Below are 21,775 nucleotides of genomic sequence, written 5' to 3' on the forward strand. Positions count from 1 at the left end.
AGCCGGCAGTTTTGTTTCTTTTGCTGTCAAAAGAAAAAAGGCCCGTCCGGCCAGGACACGATAAAATCCTTTAACCCGAAGCGTAAAAGATATTTTTTTGTAGCATTCATCTATCGGCTGTTGTCATCACTTGCCGTAAACTTTTTCCCGCTGCGCTGGCTTGTCTCGGCTGGCCGCCGAAGGGCTCTCTTCTTTTTCTTGACAAAAAGAAGCAAAACTCAAGGCTTGGATCTGATGTTGGATTAGCACGTCGAAATTTTATGAGCGGTAGCACAAGGACTCGATTCCCCCTGTAATAAAGATTTGTTTTAGGAGCCGTTCGCGCTACCTTGGTTTGAAGTATTTGAGCGCGGGTGCAAAAATTTCAACGGCTTCTCCTGCCATCAGCTCCTAGGCCGGAGAGCGAGGTGGCAATAGCATGTGGCTATAGCAGGGTGGCGATCGCTTGAGTGTGAACCGTCCTACGGCATAATGCAAAAGTTGGTCCCACAGATCTAAATGATCACCGCAGATTTTTACCGCTCGATTCCGCGTAAATCTTGTTAATCTGCGGGAAACTATTTAAGCGAGCAGGGTGGCGATAGCTAGGCTGCGTTTGCAATTCCCCTCCATTGGAGGGGTGCCCGCAGGGCGGGGTGGTTTTAAACTGGCTGTTTTCCGCTGCGCTTGGCTTGCCTCGGCTGGCCGCCGAAGGGCTCTCTTCTTTTTCTTGGCAAAAAGAAGCCAACCCGAGCTTTTCTGCGAGCTCATGAATACCTATAAAAACATATGCAACTGGTGAATAAACCCAAGGCTTGGATCTGATGTCGGATTAGCGCGTCGAAATTTGATGAGCGGTAGCACAAGGGCTCGATTTGTTTGGTAATAGAGATTTATTTTAAGGAGCCGTTCGCGCTACCTTGGGTTGAGGGGATTTGAACGTGTGCAAAAATTTCAACGGCTTGTCCTGCCATCATCTCCTATGCCGGATAGCGAGGTGGAAATAGCACGTGGTCATAGCAGGGTATCAATCGCTGAAGTGTGAACCGTCCTACGGCATAATGCAAATTTGGTCCCGCAGATCTAAATGATCACCGCAGATTTTTACCGCTCGATTCTGCGTAAATCTTCTTAATCTGCGGGAAAATTATTTAAGCGAACAGGGTGGCGATGGCTGGGGGCGATTGCAATTCCCCTCCATTGGAGGGGTGCCCGCAGGGCGGGGTGGTTTTTGAACTGGCTGTTTTCCCGCTGCGCATGGCTTGCCTCGGCTAGCCGCCGAAGGGCTTGTTCTTTATTCTTGATAATAAAGAACCAAACAATCAAGGCTTGGATCTGATGTTGGATTAGCGCGTCGAAATTTAAATGGCGGTAGCGCAAGGGCTCGATTCGCCTTTTAATACAAATTTGTTTTAGGAGCCGTTCGCGCTACCTTGGGTTAGGAGGAATTGAACGTTGGTGCAAAAATTTCAACGGCTTCTCCTTCCATCATCTCCTAGGCCGGATAGCAGGATGGCCATAGCGAGGTTGTTATCGTGAAGTACGAAAGATTCCTGTGTTTTTCTATAATGCTATCAATGAACACTAAACCTTTTTTATACGTCATTCCACGAACGGTGGGTTAAAGCGTTCGTCATCCTGAACTTGATTCAGGACCTATGGTTTGATGTTTTTTTAATCGCTGGGTGAGTAAAGTTCTTCTCATGCGCCCTTCGCGGAAAGGTGCCGCTAGGCGGATAGGGGTTTTTTCCGCTGCGCTTGGCTTGCCTCGGCTGGCCGCCGAAGGGCTCTCTTCTTTTTCTTGGCAAAAAGAAGCAAAACCCAAGGCTTGGATCTGATGTTGGATTAGCGCGTCTAAATTTAAATGGCGGTAGCGCAAGGGCTCGATTCGCCTTGTAATAAAGATTTTTTTAGGAGCCGTTCGCGCTACCTTGGGTTGTGGGGAAATTTGAACGTTGGTGCAAAAATTTCAACGGCTTCTCCTTTCATCATCTCCTATGCCGGAAAGCAGGGTGGCCATAGCATGTGGTCATAGCAGGGTGGCAATCGCTGGGGTGTGAACCTTCTTCCAGCATAATGCAAATTTGGTCCCGCAGATCTAAATGATTACCGCAGATTTTTACCATTATGATTCTGCGTAAATCTTCTTAATCTGCGGGAAAACTATTTAAGCGAGTAGGATGGCGATAGATAGGCTGCGATTGCAATTCCACTCCATTGGAGGGGTGCCCGTAGGGCGGGGTGGTTTTTGAACTGGCTGTTTTTCCGCTGCGCTTGGCTTGCCTCGGCTGGCCGCCGAAGGGCTCTCTTCTTTTTCTTGACAAAAAGAAGCAAAACTCAAGGCTTGGACCTGATGTTGGATAAAATCGTTCAAGCTTTGAGGGCGGCAGCACAAGCCGCGATGAAAAATCGCGGGAGTACGTGCTGCCTTGGGTAGTGGTTGGGTGAAAGTTTTTGCAGAAGCTTTAACGTTTTCTCCTTCCATCATCTCCTATGCCGGAGAGCAGGATGGAAATAGCAGGGTGTCGGTCGCTAGCTGCGAAAAATTTTTATTACATGCCCTTTCCCATCTGGGGAAAGGTGCCGCCAGGCGGATAGGGGCTGTCTTTTACGGATAGGGGCTCCCGGCTATGCGCTACGTTATTTTTGTTTAAGCAACTGTTTAAGCTCGCTTGGTTTAATTATAATAATGGTACCGTGCCTTAATCCTTTTGGCAGAGAAATTTGATCAGAAACATCCTTCCAGTTTTTTAAATCTGTTGACAGGATTGCGCCATATTTATGATCACGATATTTATCGAAATAGACCAACCAATCTTTACCAATTCTTACCGTTGTAGGTCCTTCGGCCCAATAATTTCCAGTAATGGGTTCGCTGGCTTTAGAATATGGCCCGGTAAGTTGATCTGCGTAGGCAATTTTTATGTTTTTCTGTGCAGGCTCACGGGTTTCATCTTTTAAGAACATCACAAATCTGTCTTTATCTTTCACTATTGAAGCATCGATGACGTTAAAACCAGGTTCGTAAAGCAATTTAGTGTCCGAAAAAGTTTTAAAATCCTTCGTGGTAACATAATAAATCCGGTGGTTATAGCCATCTTCTTTTTCTGATGCTGTTTCACTAAATTTTCCTGTAATAGTGGATGCCCAATAAATCATATAATTTTTGGTTTTGCCATCATAGGTAACTTCTGGTGCCCAGGTATTGCGTGCACCTGCCTCTTTCGCCATTACCGGAATAAATTGTTGTTCGCTCCAATTAATCAGGTCCTGCGAACTGGCGTAACCGATTCCTTTATCTTTCCAGCTTACCGTCCATACCATATGGAATAAGCCATCAGCGCCACGAATAATGCAAGGATCTCTCATTAACTTATCCTTGCTTACCATAGGCCTTAGAAACGAAGAATCATTTTTAAGGGCTGTCCATTTATAGGCATCATGGCTGTAGGCCAGGTGCAAACCATCCTGACCATTATTTTTGAAATAAGCAAAGAGATAAACGTCTTTTTTTGATTGCCCCTGAGCATTTAACAGAAACATTAAGAGCAAAGTTGTGGTATAAAATATTCTCTTCATTTAATTTTTATTCTACTACCAACACAAAGCCACCATAAGGCTTCATATTAACGTTAGTTTTTGTATCGGTATTCAGCTCGCTTTGTACAAAAGACTGGTCTTCTTTGCCATCTACAATCAATTTAGCTTTTTTACCAAATTTAGCACTATCAAAAGAAACCTCCTTTGCAGTGTTTTCACCGTTAATTCCGCCGATATACCACTTATTGCCCGCTTTTCTTGCCATTACTACAAATTTACCCGGGTAACCATCTATCAGTTTAGTATCTGTCCAGCTAGCTGGAAATTCCTGCAAGAACGATTTAACAAATGCCGGAACTTTCGCCATTCCCTCTGGTGTTTCTGCCAGATGTTGTATACCCGAATGGAAGAGGATTGGCAAAGCCAGTTCAAACGTACTGGTTGTTTTTAAGTTAATATTGGGAAGTTTATTTAACGACATTGGCGTAAAATCCATCGGATCGAACACATTCCTGGTGAACGGAATAGTGGTGGCATGGGCAGGTTCCTCGTTGGCATTTTCCTGTTCGAAGGTAATAAATTCCATCCCCTTTATAGATTCCATGGTTACCAGGTTGGGATAGGTGCGTTGCCAGCCACGTGGCAGGGTGGCCCCATGGCAATTTACACTTAAACCAAATTTTGCAGCATCTTCAAAAATCTCGAGGTAATATTTTATCATCGATTGACCATCGCCACCAAAAAAATCTACCTTAATACCTTTGATGCCCATTTTCTGAAGCATGGCAAATTCCTGCAAGCGGCTTTCCCTTACATTAAGTTTATTCTTCGGTGTGTATTTTACGGTGTTCCAGGCGCCTGCAGAATTGTACCAAAGAATTAAACCCACGTTCTTAGATTTGGCATAATCGGCTAGTTCCTGCATTTTTGGGAAACCTATAGTTGTATCCCAGTTTACATCAATCAGGCAGAATTCCCATTTCATATCAGCAGCAAAATCAATATATTTCTTTTGCACATCGTATTTAATGGAGTTATCCTTTAAAATAATCCAGCTCCAGGAAGCTTTACCTAGCTGAAACTGATCTGGATTGATATTGCTTTTTGCAGGGTAGGCCAAATCTGTACCTAGCGTAGATTCTGTTACCGTTTTTAAACTCCCGATGGCAATAATGCGCCATGGTGTATACCAGGGAAGGGTAGATTCTGGATTTACATTCTGGCCGGTAAACGCCTCGCGTTGATCTGGAAAACCAACTTCGTAATTGCCATCTGGCGAATTTTGCTTTAAACGGGTTGCACAGTAATTACCATCTAAACCTGTTTCTGAAACCAGTAACCAGGTATCTTTGTAATTAAATAGTGCCGGATAAACCCAACCCGCATCAGTAGGCGCAGGCGTACCAACGTTAATTTCTTTTTTATAATATTCCTCATAGGATGGATTGGTACTTTCCCATCCTGTTTTAGCAACAGACATGGGCTGCATCCAGGCTTTTGAACTTTTGAAGAAATGAAAAGAAGTTTTTTCAGCTGATAGTTTACTGGTTTTTGTATCCCGATCAGGAAAATAATAGCGAAAGGCAATCCCATCATTCGAAACCTGAAAAATTAAATCCAGCTTCTTCTTATCTCCGTTTTCTAAGTGAATTACCCGTTTACTCGCAGCATAATTGTTGATCAACCGCTTTGCATTTTTTAGCGTGTACGTATCTTTAACGGTTTCACTTTTAGAAACGGATAGCAAGGAAAGATTTTTTGAAAAATCTGCATCGGTGCTAACCAATCCCAAGGTAGAAGTATTTAAAACTTCGGCTCCATTTCTACTCACCTGGTAAAACAACTGTTTATCTTTTAAAATAACATTTACTTTAAGGCTTTGATCCGGACTGCTGATCTCATATTTTGTTTGCGCATTTACCTTCTGCAAAAGGGCTACGAACAGTAGGGGAGTGATGAGGATTTTGTATTTCATGATTAACTTATTTTAACTCCAGAACCACTACAGATTGTGCAGGAAGTTCAACTTTAAGTGTATTTCCAGATTTTTTTGCACCATTAAATTTTGCGTTTTGAACTTTATTTGCAGCGGTAAAGGTGTTTACATCAGTAAGTTTAGCAGATGTTAAAATTTGTCCGGTTACGGTTTTCCATTTTAAATCGCCAAGATCGGTGTTTAAAGAAATCTTATTTTTTGGATCCAGGTTCACCAGCGAAATGTGAATTGCACCAGTCGAATCCTGCGAAGCAGAAACATTTAAAGCGGGGATTTTCTTGTCTCCCATGGTGTAATCCGGGCTGGTAAAGTTAATAGGCAAATATTTTGCATCCATATGCACCTTGTATAAATCGAACACATGGTAAGTAGGGGTAAGCAACATTTTATCTTTTTCTGTTAAAATTAGTGCTTGCAACACATTAATGGTTTGTGCCAGGTTGGCCATTCTCACCCGGTCAGAATGATTGTTGAAAATGTTTAGCGTAGTACCAGCAATCAAAGCATCGCGCAAGCTATTCTGCTGATAAAGAAAGCCAGGGTTGGTTCCCGGTTCTACATCTGTCCAGATTCCCCATTCATCTACAATTAACGCAACCTTCTTTTTCGGATCATATTTATCCATAATCTCCGAATGTTTGGTTACAATCTCTTCCATGCGCAAACAGTTTTTCATGGTGTTGAAATACTGTTCTTCATCAAATTTGGTTGCCGAGCCTTTAGCATTCCAGTTTCCGGTAGGCAAGGTATAATAATGCAAAGTAAGTCCCCACATTCTACCTGCACCAATATTTTTCATGCAGGTTTCCGTCCATTTATAATCTTCGGCATTGGCACCACTGGCAATGCGCTTTAATGGCGCACCAGGATAATCTCTGGCATAGGTGGCATATCTTCTGTATAAGTCGCTGTAGTAATCGGCCGTCATGTTGCCACCGCAACCCCAACTTTCATTACCGACACCCCAAAAGGCAACTTTCCATGGTTTTTCCATTCCATTTTGCTTCCGGATCGCCGTCATCGGGCTTACACCATCAAAGTTTAAATATTCTACCCATTTGGCCATCTCTTCTACCGTTCCACTGCCTACATTTCCGGCAATGTAAGGTTCGCAATCTAGCATTTTGCATAAATCCAGAAACTCATGGGTACCAAAGCTATTGTCTTCTGTTACGCCGCCCCAATTGGTATTTACCATTTTAGGACGTTGATTTCTCGGGCCGATGCCATCTCTCCAATGGTATTCATCTGCAAAACAGCCTCCTGGCCAACGTAAATTAGGGACTTTGATTTTTTTTAATGCCGCTACCACATCTAACCTGATTCTCCCCTTATTAGGAATGGTGGAATTTTCATCTACCCAGAAACCATCGTAAATACAACGGCCTAAATGTTCGGAAAAATGCCCGTAAATGTGTTTGCTAACAATTTGATCGCCAGCTGGTTTAATGCTGAGCGAAGTTTCTTTTTGCGCATTGGCGAAAATACCAGAGCAAAGCAACGCTAAAGAGAGGAATGTTTTTTTCATTATTGTTTGGTTAGAATGATTAGTGGTAAGGAATTTTAAATACGTTGAAAGAGTAAGGCTTTAAACTTGCAGTAAGCTTTTTACCATTAACTTTTATACTGGATTTTTTCGGACTTACCGCTTCAGGGTTGGCGAAAGAGTTGAGCTGATTCAAATTGGCATCTGCCAGTTCTTCTACTGTACCTTTGGTTTTTAACTTGGTCTTTCCTTCGAGATCAAAATCGATCACTTTCGGCTGATCTGAACTGTTCGAAATTTTGATAATCAATTCCTTTTTTCCGGCATCCAGCACAGAAGATGCATACAATCCATCCTGCCCAATAATATTTTTACCATCCAATGTGATCGAAACCACATCAGTACCTTTGTTGGTAGAGAAAAGTTTCTGTACGTAATAGTCTGGTGTTCCGTAAGATTGAAGATTATCTACCCAAATCATATCAGGCGCCCATTGCCAGGCATCGATATGGGCGAAAAGCGGCGCGTAAGAAGCCATTTGAACCACATCTGCATTTCTCTCCAGCCCTGTCATTAAAGAAGCAGATGCCAATGCACTTTGCCAGTTATTGCGGTTGCTGCCTACATAATTTTTATCAGCGTGAACCGCATATTCTCCTACAAATATTTTCGTATCGTTTCTAGGGTAATTATCATAACGGCCTGCATTTTTCAAAAACCAATCTGCCGGGCGGTAATAATGTTCATCAATAAAATCAGCCTTGGTTGCTCTTAATGAGTTATTTAATAAGTTGAAACGATCGCCTTCAGGATCTGTTCCAGAGCTGTTAATTAGTTTAAAATCCGGATATTTTGCTTTAATGGCTTTGGTGAAAATGGCTAAACGCTCCAGGTATTGTGGCCCCCAGTTTTCGTTACCCACACCCATCATTTTTAAGTTGAAGGGTTTCGGGTGACCTAAATCTGCCCTCATTTTACCCCATTTTGTGCTTACATCGCCATTGGCAAATTCGATCAGGTCTAACGCATCCTGTACATAAGGATCAAGTTCATCCAGGGAAGCAACTTCTCCCGAGTTGAACTGACAAGCCATTCCACAGTTTAAAATGGGTAATGCATCAGAACCAATATCTTCTGCCAGCTGGAAATATTCAAAGAAGCCTAAGCCAAAACTCTGAAAATAATCTGGAGCGGCCCGATGTGCGAATTCTGTATTCCAGCGGTTAATAATCATTTTTCTATCCTCAATCGGACCAATGGTGTTTTTCCATTGGTAACGATTGGCTAAATCAGTTCCTTCTACAATACATCCACCGGGAAAGCGAATAAAGCCAGGCTTCATATCAGCCAAAAGCTGTACCATATCTGCCCTTAATCCCTGCGGACGATTTTTCCAGGTATCGCCAGGAAATAGGGAAATCATATCTAAATCAATTTTGCCTTTGCCTTCAAAAATAACCGCAAATTTTCCTTTTGGATCTGTTTCTGTTGCGGTGAAACTTGTTGATTGTTTGTTCCAGGCTTCGCCACTTTTTTCTGGTATTAAATTGCCCTCACCAATTACCTGGTCTTGCTCGTTTAATAGTTGCAGGTGCAATTTTACACCCGGTGCCAGCTGGCGATACATGACTGAAAAGTTGTAACGCAATCCTTTCTTTACACCAATGCCTTTAAAGCCTTCATTAACCAGGCTAAAAACACCCTTTTCGTTATTAATTTGCAGGTAACGTGGATTAGAAGCATTCACCTCTTTTCTATTTACGACCAAAATTTCGCCTTCGTTGGCCTTCTTTCGTTGAACTGTCCAGCCCATTAATGGCTTTGTAAACTCAAAAGACCTGTTTTTAATCAATTCTGCATAAATCCCACCATCAGCACCAAAATTGATGTCCTCAAAAAACACCCCCCACATATTAGGTTGCACCTTTGCAATAGGCTGATCGAGCTTAACTTTGATGATTTTAGTAGTTTGCGCTTTTAATGCTACAGGAATAGTGATTATACTCAGCGAAGCGGAAATGCATGTATAAAGTATGCTTTTTAATGTCGTGCTTGATTTCATTAAGTTCAATATTTGGTCGGTTACTAAATGTAAAAGTAAAAGATTTAAGATAATAAACGTCATGTATACGATTATTTTTTGAAAAATTTAATTCTATCATGTTAGCATGTGATTACCTTAGGGATCTACCTATCCTAAGGGCGTTGAAACGGTGTCTGAATTTAAATTTTAGTAACTTTTTTGTGTAAGTTTAGAGATTCCGTACAATGAATACTTTATAACGATCACTGTAGCATCTTAACATTAATACAGGCAGGATACCACAGGACGCGACTTATGAATTTTCGCTTTAAATTGTGCAGTGATCAATGTTTCGCGTGGCGGAAAGAACAACAATTAAATACTAACCAATTCACATTATGAGATCCCTTTACCTCACTCCATTCGTGTTGATCATCTTTTTATGCACTACGCTAAAGGCACAAAAGCCGGATTTAAGTAAAACTTTATGGTATAAACAACCTGCTAATAACTGGAATGAAGCCTTACCGATTGGAAACGGAAGATTGGGTGCAATGATTTTTGGAAGGGTGGAAAATGAGCTGATTCAGCTAAACGAAGAAACATTATGGACCGGCGGACCAGCCGACCCTAATCCAAACCCCGAAGCCATAAAATATCTTCCGGAAGTAAGAAAGCAGCTTTTTGCGGGAAACAATCGCGAAACAGTAAAGTTGATGCAAAAAATGCAGGGGCCGAATACGAACATGTATCAGCCGCTGGCGAACTTAAACCTGAAGCAAAAAATAGATGGCAAAATAAGCAACTATACTAGAACATTAGATATTGGCGAAGCCATTGCCACCACATCATTTACAGTAGACGATGTGAATTATAAGCGAGAATTATTTGCCACTTTTCCAGGTCAGGTGATTGTGATGCGCTTAACGGCAGATAAAAAAAATGCTTTAAATGTTAGTTTCGGTTTGGGCGATGAGTTGGAACATCAGGTAAAGACTGATGGGAATAACGAAATTATTTTAAGTGGTAAGGCACGAATAACTTCTGATGAACCCCGGGACACCAAGCCTTTAATTTATTCGGATAGTCTTCATCATAACGGTATGCGTTATCAGGCGAGGCTAAAGGTGATCCGTACCGATGGAAAACTGAGTACAGATAGTTTATTGAATGTGAGCGGCGCTTCGGAAATTATAGTACTAATTTCAGGGGCTACGAGTTATAATGGCTTTGATCAATATCCGGATAGAAACGGACTTGATGAAAATGCCAAAGCATCGGGTTTTTTGAATAATGCAGCATTAAAATCTTTTGACGCACTTAAAAAATCGCACATTGAAGATTATCAAAAATATTTTAACCGTTTGGTAATCAACATTAATGATACAGGCAGTTTACTGGCAGACGTGCCTACTGATGTGCGGCTTAAAAACTATAAAACGGGTCAGGCTGATTTTGGCCTCGAAGAACTTTATTTTCAATTTGGCAGATACTTGCTAATCTCCTGCTCAAGACCTGGTGGCATTGCAGCTAATTTGCAAGGCATCTGGAACGCTTCCATCAGGCCACCGTGGCGAAGTAATTTCACCACTAACATTAATTTGCAAATGAATTACTGGCCCGCAGAGGTAACCAATCTTTCAGAACTAACAGCTCCGCTTATAGAACAAATCAAACACATGGCGGTAAATGGAGAAAAAACTGCTAAAAATTATTACGGCGCTAAAGGCTGGGCATTGCACCATAATTCAGACATCTGGGCGCAAACCAATCCTGTGGGTGAAGGTGGCGGAGACCCCAAATGGGCGAACTGGTCTATGGGAAGTCCGTGGATTTCACAACACCTATACGAACATTACCTATTTACCGGAGATAAAAAATTTCTTAAAGAAACGGCCTATCCATTAATGAAAGGTGCGGCGCTGTTTTGCCTGGACTGGCTGGTGGAGAAAGATGGCTACCTGGTTACCGCACCATCTACCTCACCAGAGAATAGTTATTTATTGCCAAATGGCAGTAAAGAAGTGGTTACCATTGGCTCTACAATGGATCTTTCCATTATCCGCGATCTTTTTAATAACCTGATTGATGCGGCTAAAATTTTGGGAACCGATCAGGATTTCGTGAAACTGCTGAAAGAAAAGCGTGACCGGCTTCGCCCGCTTCAGATTGGGAAAAAGGGTAACCTGCAAGAGTGGTATGGAGATTTTGAAGATGAAGACCCTCAACACCGCCATGTTTCGCATTTATTTGGTTTACATCCGGGCCGGGAAATTTCACCATTAATTGATACTGTTTATGCAAATGCGGCGAAAAAGACGCTTTTAATTAGAGGAGATGAAGGCACAGGTTGGAGCAAGGCCTGGAAAATTAACTTCTGGGCCAGGTTGCTGGATGGTAATCATGCTTATAAAATGTACCAGGAATTATTAAAGAATTCTACTTTAACTAACCTTTTTGATACGCATCCACCATTTCAGATTGATGGAAATTTTGGTGCAGCAGCGGGTGTTTCAGAAATGCTTTTACAAAGTCACCTCAATCAGCTGCAGTTATTACCAGCATTACCGGTAGCCTGGAAACAAGGTAGTGTGAAGGGATTGGTAGGGCGTGGCGGCTTTGTGGTGGATCTTTATTGGAAAAATGGCCGTTTAAGCAATGCATCAATTTTATCTAAAAATGGTGGCACTTTAAACCTTTTAACCTCAGTTGGTATCAAAGCATCTGGTGCTAAACAGGTAAAGCATGGTTTGAATTTTAGCAATACCATAGAAACTAAAGCGGGAAAAGTTTACGAAATTTCAGTTACATCTGATCAATAAAATATACCATGAGTATAAAAAAAACATTCCTCATTGTAAGCCTTACATGCTACGCCATTTATGGCCTGGCGCAACAAAAACCTGCTGGTCCAAAAACCATTAAGCTGTTTTTTGAAAAAGCCTATTTACAAACCGATAGAACCTACTACAGTGCCGGAGAAGACATTTGGTTTAGTGCCTACCTCGTTAATGCGAAAGGTACAAGCCTCACTTCTTCCAGCAATAATTTGTATGTAGAATTAATTAACCCGGGTGCTGCAATTCTTGATAAAAAAATCATCAGGCTGGAAAAGGGATTGGGAAAGGGCGATTTCCGGTTAGATTCTGTTCCTTCAGGATGGTATAATATTCGGGCTTACACCAACTGGATGCGCAATTTTGGGAATGATTTTGTTTTTCAGAAAAGCATTTACATCACCAATCACTTAAATGAAAATGCAACTTACGCCACCCGGAATGCAGAAAAAAAGCCAGTAGGTCTTGCCAAACCTGGTCATCAAAAATCAGTTGCATTTTTCCCTGAAGGCGGATCATTGGTGGCGGGCTTAAATAGCCTGGTTGCATTTAAAATCAACGATGATTTAGGTAACGGATTGGCAGCAAAGGGAAGTGTAATTTCTTCAAAAGGTGATACCATTACTTCTTTTCAAAGCACCGAAGCCGGGATGGGTATTTTTGCCTTTACACCAAAAGCCAATGAAGGCTATAAAGCTGAGGTCATTTTTGGTACAGAAAAGGTAGCTGCGCAGTTGCCACAAATCTTATCGAAAGGGCTTGTTTTGCATGTAACTAACGATTCTCTTAATCTTAAAGCAACCATTAGCGCAAGTGAAGGTGCCTTCAGCGAAATGAAGGGAAAATCATTAATGCTAACCATTAAACATGCAGGAGACAACATTTATACAGGCACAGTGAAGCTGGAGAAACCTGTTATTTCAGTTTCCATTCTCAAGAAAGATTTTCCGGAAGGTATTGCGGTGGTAACGGTAATAGATGATACCGGGCGACCACACGGTGAACGGCTTGTTTTTATTCATAACGGTGCCGGAAATACCTTCAATATCACCTCTAATAAAACAGCTTACAAAGCAAGAGAAAAAGTGGTGTTGAATATTAAGGCAACTGATGTTTTCGGTCAGCCAGCTAAAACATCTTTATCATTAGCCGTTGTTGACGGGTTAATTCCTGATGATGGAACCAACATTGTTTCTTACCTGTTGCTTCAATCGGAAATAAAGGGTGAAATTAAAAATGCCGATCAGTATTTTGATCCTAAAAATTCATCGCGTTTCAAACAGCTAGATTTATTGCTTTTAACACAAGGATGGCGGGATTATATCTGGAAAAGGCTTGCTGATACGGTCATGAAAATTTCCTATCTGCCCGAACCGGGTTTAACCATTGTAGGCTCGGTAAGGGAGAAACTGGCAAACAAGCCAATCCCAAACATGAATATTACCTTATTTGGCTCAGGCTTTAACGGACAAAAATTATATGCAACCAAAACCGATCAAAGTGGTAATTATTTTCTTGATGGATTGAAATGGTATGGAAACCAGCAGATCAAAATAGTTTCACAGGATGATAAAGGGAAAAAGGGCGGCTGGTTGCAGATAGATTCTGTGGCGAAGCCGATTACGCTTCCTTTTAAAAATGGCCTTCAGGATTTTGCTAAAAATATTGATGCAGAAATTAGCAGACGAATGGATTATAACCGCACTTATAAGTTCGGTGATTCCATTAGTCTGGATGATGTGGAGATTAAGGCAGGTAAAAATAAAAAAGTAGTATTGTTCGACCAAACCATGTTCACGTATGGCGATGCTGAGCAGGTATTTGATATTACACCAGCAGATTACTCTTTTAAAGGTTTGGAACATTTTATCCTAACTAAAGTTAAGGGTGCTTACCCGATTGACGATGCCGATTCGATTGGAAACGAAGGTGTAACATTCTTATCAAATGGAAGAAAAATCCGCCCACGTATCAGAATCAATAGAAAAGAGGAATTAACTGGAGAGCGTTTAGATTATTATAGCCTTCGGATGGATCAGATTAATCAGGTGAGGGTACAACACCTGCTGGATAATGGAAATCAGGATGTTTATGTCATCAGCCTCAATGTAAAAGATGATGCCCTCCGGGGAACGAATTTAAATTTACTCAATATCAACCTCAATGGCTACTATAACGCCAGAGATTTTTATTCGCCAAATTACAGTAACCCTGCCACTAAAAATAAAGATTTAAGAACTACTATCTTTTGGTCGCCAGCAATTAAAACCAATGAAAGCGGTGTGGCCACCGTAACTTTTTATAATGGAGACAATAAAGGAAATGTGGTGGTTAAGGCGGATGGCATTTCAGAAAAAGGTGTAGCTGTTTCAGGCAAAATAACTTACAAAGTTGACTAAATGAAGTTAGAATCTATTTTAATTAACAGCACTTATGCAAATTAAAACATCTTATATTTTAATGCTTGCGGTATGCTGCTTATCAGTTAATGCACTCGCCCAAAGGCAAACGGAAAAACTCGGAAGAGGTGTTGTTGCCGTTCGGAAAGGTGCTGATTCTGTTTTTGTAAGCTGGCGCATTCTCGGAACCGAACCTGATGATATTGCCTTCAACCTTTACCGTAAAACGGATACTGAAAGCCCAATAAAATTAAATGCAGCACCATTAACCAAAGGCACAAATTTTATAGATGCAGGCGTAAATATTAACGTTGCAAATAGCTATATCGTAAAACCAATTATCGGCAACAAAGAGCAGGAAGCCAGCAAACCCTTTCTGCTGGCCGCAAAAACTCCGGTTCAGCAATATTTAAATATTCCACTGCGAACACCTCCGGGTTACACGCCTAACGATATTTCTGTAGGTGATTTGGATGGAGATGGTGAATATGAAATCATTTTACATCAAACTGGCCGAGGGCGGGATAATTCATCCAATGGCAGCACCGATCCACCTATTTTTCAGGCTTACAAAATTGATGGAACTTTTCTCTGGGAAATTAACCTGGGTAAAAACATCAGGGAAGGGGCGCATTATACCCAGTTTATGGTGTACGATTTAGATGGCGATGGCATTGCAGAATTTGCCTGTAAAACTGCCGATGGTACCATTGATGGAAAAGGAAAAGTGATTGGCGATTCTGCTAAAGATTATCGAAACAAAAATGGTAAAATCTTAGATGGCCCGGAGTTTTTTACCATCTTCAGTGGGAAAACCGGAGAAGCTTTAGCCACAACAGATTATATTCCTTCGCGAGGAAACATCGGTGCCTGGGGTGGTAGAGGTGGAAATGGGAAAAATGATAACTCGGGAAATCGGGTAGATCGATTTACAGCCTGCATTGCCTACCTGGATGGTGTTCATCCGAGTGTGGTCATGTGCCGCGGTTATTATGGGCGAACAGTGTTGGCCGCCTGGGACTGGCGAGACGGGAAACTGACCTCCCGCTGGGTGTTTGATACGAAAGATGGTCAGAATTCTTATTCGGGAATGGGCAACCATAATTTAACTGTTGCCGATGTAGATGCTGATGGAAAGGATGAAATTATTTTTGGTTCCATGTGTGTGGATGATCAAGGAAAAGGCCTCTATACAACTGGTTTGCGTCATGGTGATGCCATTCACGTTTCTGATCTCGATCCGGAGCGGCCGGGATTTGAAGTTTTTGGTGTGCATGAAATTGAAGAAGGAACAAAAGGACCTGGCGTAGCGGTTTATGATGCCAAGACGGGCGAAATTCTGTGGTCTGGATCAGAAGATGAAGATGTAGGCAGGGGCGTTGCAGACAACATTGATAATACCAGGGTAGGTGCACAAATGTGGTGGTCGGGCTCAAATGGATTATATGATATTAAAGGAAACAGAATTGGCGAACAGCCACAGTCCACTAATTTTTTAATTTACTGGGATGATGATCTCTCCCGTGAAGTTTTAGATGGAAACCACATTGATAAATACAATGGTGGCAGGTTATTAACCGCAGATGGCGCAATTGCCAATAACTGGACGAAATCTACGCCGGCTTTAAGCGCAGATATTTTAGGCGACTGGCGTGAAGAATTGATCTTGAGGTCTTACGATAATCAAAGTCTTAGGATTTATACCACTACGATTCCAACGCAACATCGAAATTATACACTGATGCACGACCCGCAATACCGTTTAAGTATTGCCTGGCAGAATGTAGGCTACAATCAGCCACCACATGCCGGGTTTTATTTTGGTTATGGCATGAAGAAGGCACCTAAGCCCAATATTGTACTGGTAGAACCGAAGAAATAAAAGATGATGATGATGATGAAAAATATAAAAATTAGTTTCCTTTTCGCCTTGCTTTTAACGCAGGTTGGTGTTTTTGCTCAAACGGCAAAGCAAGTAAGAATCATTAATAATTTCGATAACGACTGGTCTTTTATTCAGCAGGATGTTCCGGGTGCAGAGAAAACAGACTTTGATGTTTCAAAATGGCGGAAATTAAATGTTCCGCACGATTGGAGCATTGAAGGTACTTACGATAAAACTAATCTCACCGCACGTGGCGGTGGCTATTTGCCATCTGGCATTGGCTGGTATCGTAAAGTTTTTAAGCTTGATGAAAGTTTAGCTGCTAAGAAGGTAACAATAGAATTTGATGGCGTAATGGCCAATAGTGAGGTTTGGATTAATGGTTTCCATTTAGGGAAGCGGCCTTATGGTTACATCAGCTTCCATTATGATTTAAGTAAACACCTCCATTTTGGAAACGGAAAAACTAATGTTATTGCAGTAAAGGCAGACAATACCGTGCAACCAGCTTCCCGCTATTATACAGGTGCCGGAATTTATAGGCATGTGCGTTTGGTTGCAACAGATTTAGTTCACCTGGTTGATTGGGGTGTATTTATCACCACACCTGATGCTACAGCGCAAAAAGCTATGGTAAAGGTAGAAACATCTGTTTCAAATGAATCTGGCAAAGCCGCACAGGTTATGTTGGAAACATCGGTAGTGGATGAAAATGGAAAAGTAATTAAAACGACACAAGCCAGGCAAAATATTGAAGCGAATAAATCAGCTAAAATAGCGCAAAACATAGTGGTAGCAAATCCAAAACTTTGGAATTTAGAGACGCCAGCTTTGTATAAAACATTCACTAAAGTTATTGTTGGAGGGAAGGTGATCGATGATCAAATCAATGTTTTTGGAATCAGAAGTTTCCATTTTGATGCAGCCACAGGCTTTTGGTTAAATGGTAAAAACTTCAAGTTAAAGGGTGCTTGTTTACATCATGATGGTGGTGCAGTTGGCGCTGCGGTTCCGTTAAGCGTTTGGGAATTTCGCCTCAACAGGTTAAAGGAAGCTGGTGTGAATGCCATCCGTACGGCACATAATCCTGTGGCTCCAGAGTTCCTGGATCTTTGTGACCGGATGGGCTTTTTAGTAATGGACGAAACTTTCGACACCTGGACATCGGCCAAAAATAATGGAGAGAAAGGTTATAACCGATTCTGGAAAGAATGGTGGGAACAAGATACTAAGGACATGGTTTTGAGAGATCGCAATCATCCTTCCATCGTAATTTACAGTGTTGGGAATGAAATTCATGACGACCTAAACAGCCCGGAAGGATTTAAAAAATATAAAGATCAGCAGGATCTCATTCATTTACTTGATCCGAGCAGACCAGTTACAATGGCCCTTTTCCGCCCTGCAAATTCGAAAGTGTATACAAATGGTTTTGCTGAAACAATGGATGTGGTGGGACAAAATTACCGAGAAAATGAATTGGTTGCTTTGCATAACCAGAAGCCAAATTTAAAAGTAATCGGCACAGAAAATACCCATGTAATTCAACAGTATCTGGCCCTTCGCGATAACCCGTTTATGGCTGGTCAGTTTTTATGGACAGGTTTTGATTATCTGGGAGAGGCAGATTGGCCGCAAATTACCAACGGGCAAGGTTTATTTGACCGCATTGGAAGCTGGAAACAGCAAAGTCTGCAGCGCCAGAGTTGGTGGTTTGATCAGCCAGTTGTTCATATTGTAAGAAAAGAGGATAATGCAGGGGCAGGAGATTGGATCAATAACTGGACGCCAACGGATTTTGATACTTACGATGATGCAAAGGTTGCGGTTTATAGCAATTGCGACGACGTAGAATTGTTCCTGAACGGCAAATCTTTAGGGAGCAAGCCAAAGCCTGCAGACGATTCGCCAAGGTTATGGGATGTTACTTTTGAAAAAGGATCGATAAAAGCGATAGGTAAAAATAAAGGGAAAGAGGTCGCTACTGAAGAACTGAAAACTGCAGGTGCTCCGGCCAAAATAATACTGAGTGTAGATAAAAATAAAATTGGTAACCATTGGGATGAGGTGGCTTTTGTAATGGCAAAAGTATATGATGAGCAGGGCAATATTTGTCCTAATGCAGATCACCTGATTAAGTTTACAATTTCTGGTCCGGCGGTAATAGATGCGCTAGATAATGGAAATATTGCCAGTCATGAAATGTACAAAGCACAGCAAAGGCATGCTTATCGTGGCGTTGTGATGGCTAATATTAAAGGTAGCGGAGTTGGGAACATCGAAATAAAAGCAACGGCAGATGGCTTGGAAGGTGGATCGATAAAGTTGATGGTGGAAAAATAAGAGCGTATTAAATTGAATTAGCTAATGAGTTACTGCATTTTACACCCCGGTTTACGACTATTCCTATGAAAGAGGAAAATTACGATCGCTATTCCCTCCTTGGGATAGTGCCCAAAGGGCTGGGTGGTTAAAAGCAAGAACAAACAAAAACATGATATGAAATCAAAGAAAATAAAATTAATCCTGGCTACTGTTTTAATGCTGGCGGCAACCGCTTTTATCAAACCAAATAAACCTGCATTGCACACCATCGGCGATTCTACCGTTCGTAACTCAAACAAGGAAACCTGGGGTTGGGGAACACCAATTGCCTCGTTGTTTGATACGACAAAAATACACGTAGAAAATAATGCGATGGCCGGAAGAAGTACCCGAACCTTTTTATCAGAGGGAAGGTGGGACAAAGTTTTAGAAATATTAAAGCCAGGCGATTTTGTTACCATGCAATTCGGACACAACGATGGCAGCGAACCTGATACCACAAAAACGGGGAGAAGGGGTGTTTTAAAGGGAACTGGGGAAGAAACAAAAGTATTAACCTGGCCAGATGGAAAAGTAGAAACGGTACATACGTACGGTTGGTATCTCCGCAAATTTGTTCGCGAAACCAAAGCCAAAGGCGCAACCCCAATTGTGGTATCTATGATTCCCAGAAATGAATTTAGAAATGGCAAAGTAATCCGTGCCGATCAGGATTTTGGTAAATGGGCTGCAGAAGTGGCACAGCAGGAAAATGCGTACTTCGTAGACCTGAATAAAATAACCGGTGATAAATATGATGCCATGGGACCGGAAAAAGTGAAAGCTTTTTTTCCAGGCGACCACACCCATACTAATCTGGAAGGTGCAAAAGTAAATGCGCAATCGGTAGTTGAAGGCATTAAAAAATTGAAGGGCTGCAAGCTTGAAAACTATTTACTGTAGAATTTACATGGTTTGAGTAAAACCTGTGTAATCTAAAAATCTGTGTAATCATCCACTTTAGTATAACCGATCCAAATGAAATCAAATAAAAAATATTTAAGTCTGCTATTATTAGGCGCATTTATCATCTTTTCATCCTGTATCCTGATCAGGCAAAAAACAAAGCCAACCTTATTTTTAATAGGTGATTCTACCGTTAAGAATGGAAAAGGAAAAGGCGACGGATCCTTATGGGGTTGGGGGAGTTTCATCGGCGAATTCTTTAACACCGATAAAGTTAATGTAGAAAATGACGCACTGGGTGGAACGAGCAGCAGAACCTTTCAAACCAATGGATTATGGGATGCCGTTTTAGTGAAAATTAAAAAAGGCGATTTTGTGATGATGCAGTTCGGGCATAATGATAGCAGTCCGCTGGATGATACCGCCCGTGCCCGAGGTACCATTAGTGGAATCGGTATGGAAAGTAAAGATACCTTCAACCCGATCAAGAAAAAACAGGAAGTGGTTTATACTTATGGCTGGTATCTACGTAAATTTATTAATGATGTAAAAGCTAAAGGTGCAACGCCGATTGTTTGCTCATCTATTCCGCGTAATCCTGTAAAAGATGGTAAAGTGGTTTTGGTTGATGACCGTTATGCTGGCTGGGCACAGGAAGTGGCTAAGGCAGAAAAAGTAGATTTCATTCCATTGAATCAATTGATTAAGAATAAGTATTCAGCTTTGTCAGCCTCCGAGGTGCAAACTTATTTTACGGAAAAGGACCATACACATACTAATGAGGCTGGTGCCAGGTTAAATGCTGAAGCAGTTGTAATGGGATTAAAAGCGTTAAAGTCTAGTCGATTGAGCGCTTATTTGAAGAACTAACTATGGAGCTCTGTTGCAGGTAAGCAGGCGGATTCTTTTTCAGCCTTCGGGTTTGCCTCTGCTGGCCGCCGAAGGGTTTGCTCTTTGTATCGAATATTTTCAATCGCATGCAATGGCTGGTTCCCGCAGATTTAATTGATCATCGCGGATTTTTATTATTCGCCTCTGCGGAAATCCTTTGAATCTGCGGGAACACTATTTAAGCAATTACAGTTGCCATTAATCTACTGATTGGTATCAGACCAACTAGCCAAAGTTTTATGCTAATTCCATGATTAATGGCTCACCAACCATTACAGATACTTTTAATGTTGCAAACATATTCTAAGATGAGATCGCTTTTCTTGTCTTAGCCAGACGGGCTTTTTTCTTTTTGCAGCAAAAGAAACAAAACTGTCGGCTGAAAATTTTTGTATTAAAGTTAGTGCTGTGGCCCGGTCATTATGTACCCAAAAATTTGTTAGGCCGATTTAAGTAGAATGAAGATACATTGCTTAGGCTTAGCTGGATGGAAATGCGATAGTTGGAGGAGTTCTTTGTAACTTATTGATCTATGTCATACCAATCAGCCTAATTTTGTCTCATTAATGAATTAATTGTCTAATTTGTAAGCATGAAGGCTGGTTCCCGCAGATTTAATTGATCATCGCAGATTTTTACTATTCGCCTCTGCGGAAATCCTTTGAATCTGTGGGAACACTATTTAAAAAATTACAGTTGCGATTAATCTACTGGTTTGTGCCACACAACAAGCCTAATTTTGTCTCATTGATCAGTTAATTATCTAATTTTTAAGCATGAAGGCTGGTTCCCGCAGATTAAATGATCATCGCGGATTTTTACTATTCGCCTCTGCGGAAATCCTTTGAATCTGCGGGAACACTATTTAAACAATTACATTTGCCATTAATCTACTGGTGGATGTCACACCCATCAGCCTAATTTTATCTCATTAATCAGTTAATTATCTAATTCGTAAGCATGAAAGCTGGTTCCCGCAGATTTAAGTGATCATCGCGGATTTTTACTATTCGCCTTTGCGGAAATCCTTTGAATCTGCGGGAACACTATTTAAACAATTACAGTTGCCATTAATCTACTGGTTGGTGTTAAACCAACCAGCCAAATTTTGTCTCATTAATCAATTAATTATCTAATTTGTAAGCATGAAGGCTGGTTCCCGCAGATTTAAGTGATCGTCGCGGATCTTTACTACTCGCCTCTGCGGAAATCCTTTAAATCTGCGGGAACACTATTTAAACAATTACAGTTGCCATTGATCTACTAGTTGGTGAGACACCAACCAGCCACAATTTTATGCTAATTCCTTGATTAATGGCTCACCAGCCATTACAGATACTTTTAATGTTGTAAACATATCTAAGATGAGATCACTTTTCTTGTCTTAGCCAGACGGGCTTTTTTCTTTTGGCAGCAAAAGAAACAAAACTGTCGGCTGAAAATTTTTGTATTAAAGTTAGTGCTTTGGG

General features: G+C 41.3%; 11 protein-coding genes. 7 read left to right on the forward strand and 4 right to left on the reverse strand.

Annotated features, from left to right (window positions below; genetic code table 11):
• Positions 1-246: hypothetical protein (locus tag SOM16_RS22775; RefSeq protein WP_320466304.1), on the forward strand; the 246-nt coding region annotated here is incomplete at its 5' end.
• A gap of 2,373 nt (positions 247-2,619) precedes the next feature.
• Here SOM16_RS22775 and SOM16_RS22780 read toward each other — a convergent pair.
• From SOM16_RS22780 to SOM16_RS22795, 4 genes are read right to left on the reverse strand one after another with little or no spacing between them, the layout of a single operon-like run.
• Positions 2,620-3,558 (reverse strand): glycoside hydrolase family 43 protein, encoded by a 939-nt coding sequence (locus SOM16_RS22780; RefSeq protein ID WP_320466305.1) that lies wholly within the window; start codon positions 3,556-3,558, stop codon positions 2,620-2,622.
• Between the two features lie 7 nt (positions 3,559-3,565).
• Positions 3,566-5,494: a glycoside hydrolase family 97 protein gene (locus SOM16_RS22785; RefSeq protein WP_320466306.1), complete on the reverse strand. Its 1,929-nt coding sequence runs from the start codon at positions 5,492-5,494 to the stop codon at positions 3,566-3,568.
• 7 nt (positions 5,495-5,501) lie between these two features.
• On the reverse strand, positions 5,502-7,043 hold the full coding sequence (locus SOM16_RS22790; RefSeq protein ID WP_320466307.1) for an alpha-N-arabinofuranosidase: 1,542 nt from the start codon (positions 7,041-7,043) through the stop codon (positions 5,502-5,504).
• A gap of 19 nt (positions 7,044-7,062) precedes the next feature.
• Complete coding sequence (locus tag SOM16_RS22795) at positions 7,063-9,063, reverse strand: alpha-L-arabinofuranosidase C-terminal domain-containing protein (RefSeq protein WP_320466308.1); 2,001 nt, start codon at positions 9,061-9,063, stop codon at positions 7,063-7,065.
• Positions 9,064-9,422: 359 nt separating this feature from the next.
• On the opposite strand from SOM16_RS22795, the gene SOM16_RS22800 reads away from it, so the two are divergent.
• The 6 genes from SOM16_RS22800 to SOM16_RS22825 all read left to right on the forward strand — a co-directional run bounded on the left by SOM16_RS22800 (position 9,423) and on the right by SOM16_RS22825 (position 20,285).
• The gene (locus SOM16_RS22800; protein WP_320466309.1) at positions 9,423-11,846 is read left to right on the forward strand and encodes a glycoside hydrolase family 95 protein; all 2,424 of its coding nucleotides are present in this window, start codon (positions 9,423-9,425) and stop codon (positions 11,844-11,846) included.
• An 8-nt stretch (positions 11,847-11,854) separates the two neighbouring features.
• Positions 11,855-14,260 (forward strand): hypothetical protein, encoded by a 2,406-nt coding sequence (locus tag SOM16_RS22805; protein ID WP_320466310.1) that lies wholly within the window; start codon positions 11,855-11,857, stop codon positions 14,258-14,260.
• 34 nt (positions 14,261-14,294) lie between these two features.
• Positions 14,295-16,142: a rhamnogalacturonan lyase gene (locus SOM16_RS22810; RefSeq protein WP_320466311.1), complete on the forward strand. Its 1,848-nt coding sequence runs from the start codon at positions 14,295-14,297 to the stop codon at positions 16,140-16,142.
• 15 nt (positions 16,143-16,157) lie between these two features.
• Complete coding sequence (locus tag SOM16_RS22815; protein WP_320466312.1) at positions 16,158-18,488, forward strand: glycoside hydrolase family 2 TIM barrel-domain containing protein; 2,331 nt, start codon at positions 16,158-16,160, stop codon at positions 18,486-18,488.
• A 156-nt stretch (positions 18,489-18,644) separates the two neighbouring features.
• Positions 18,645-19,412 carry a rhamnogalacturonan acetylesterase gene (locus SOM16_RS22820; RefSeq protein WP_320466313.1) on the forward strand — a complete coding sequence of 256 codons (768 nt, stop codon included), beginning with the start codon at positions 18,645-18,647 and terminating at the stop codon, positions 19,410-19,412.
• Positions 19,413-19,487: 75 nt separating this feature from the next.
• Positions 19,488-20,285 (forward strand): rhamnogalacturonan acetylesterase, encoded by a 798-nt coding sequence (locus SOM16_RS22825; protein WP_320466314.1) that lies wholly within the window; start codon positions 19,488-19,490, stop codon positions 20,283-20,285.
• The last annotated feature ends 1,490 nt before the right edge of the window (positions 20,286-21,775 follow it).

This window comes from Pedobacter sp. CFBP9032, from assembly GCF_034045265.1.
Classification (GTDB): Bacteria; Bacteroidota; Bacteroidia; order Sphingobacteriales; family Sphingobacteriaceae; genus Pedobacter.

Excerpts from the sequence above, each read along its gene's own strand:
- SOM16_RS22780 (WP_320466305.1), bottom strand. The coding sequence starts at position 3,558 with ATGAAGAGAATATTTTATACCACAACTTTGCTCTTAATGTTTCTGTTA.
- SOM16_RS22785 (WP_320466306.1), bottom strand. The coding sequence starts at position 5,494 with ATGAAATACAAAATCCTCATCACTCCCCTACTGTTCGTAGCCCTTTTG.
- SOM16_RS22790 (WP_320466307.1), bottom strand. The coding sequence starts at position 7,043 with ATGAAAAAAACATTCCTCTCTTTAGCGTTGCTTTGCTCTGGTATTTTC.
- SOM16_RS22795 (WP_320466308.1), bottom strand. The coding sequence starts at position 9,063 with ATGAAATCAAGCACGACATTAAAAAGCATACTTTATACATGCATTTCC.
- SOM16_RS22800 (WP_320466309.1), top strand. The coding sequence starts at position 9,423 with ATGAGATCCCTTTACCTCACTCCATTCGTGTTGATCATCTTTTTATGC.
- SOM16_RS22805 (WP_320466310.1), top strand. The coding sequence starts at position 11,855 with ATGAGTATAAAAAAAACATTCCTCATTGTAAGCCTTACATGCTACGCC.
- SOM16_RS22810 (WP_320466311.1), top strand. The coding sequence starts at position 14,295 with ATGCAAATTAAAACATCTTATATTTTAATGCTTGCGGTATGCTGCTTA.
- SOM16_RS22815 (WP_320466312.1), top strand. The coding sequence starts at position 16,158 with ATGAAAAATATAAAAATTAGTTTCCTTTTCGCCTTGCTTTTAACGCAG.
- SOM16_RS22820 (WP_320466313.1), top strand. The coding sequence starts at position 18,645 with ATGAAATCAAAGAAAATAAAATTAATCCTGGCTACTGTTTTAATGCTG.
- SOM16_RS22825 (WP_320466314.1), top strand. The coding sequence starts at position 19,488 with ATGAAATCAAATAAAAAATATTTAAGTCTGCTATTATTAGGCGCATTT.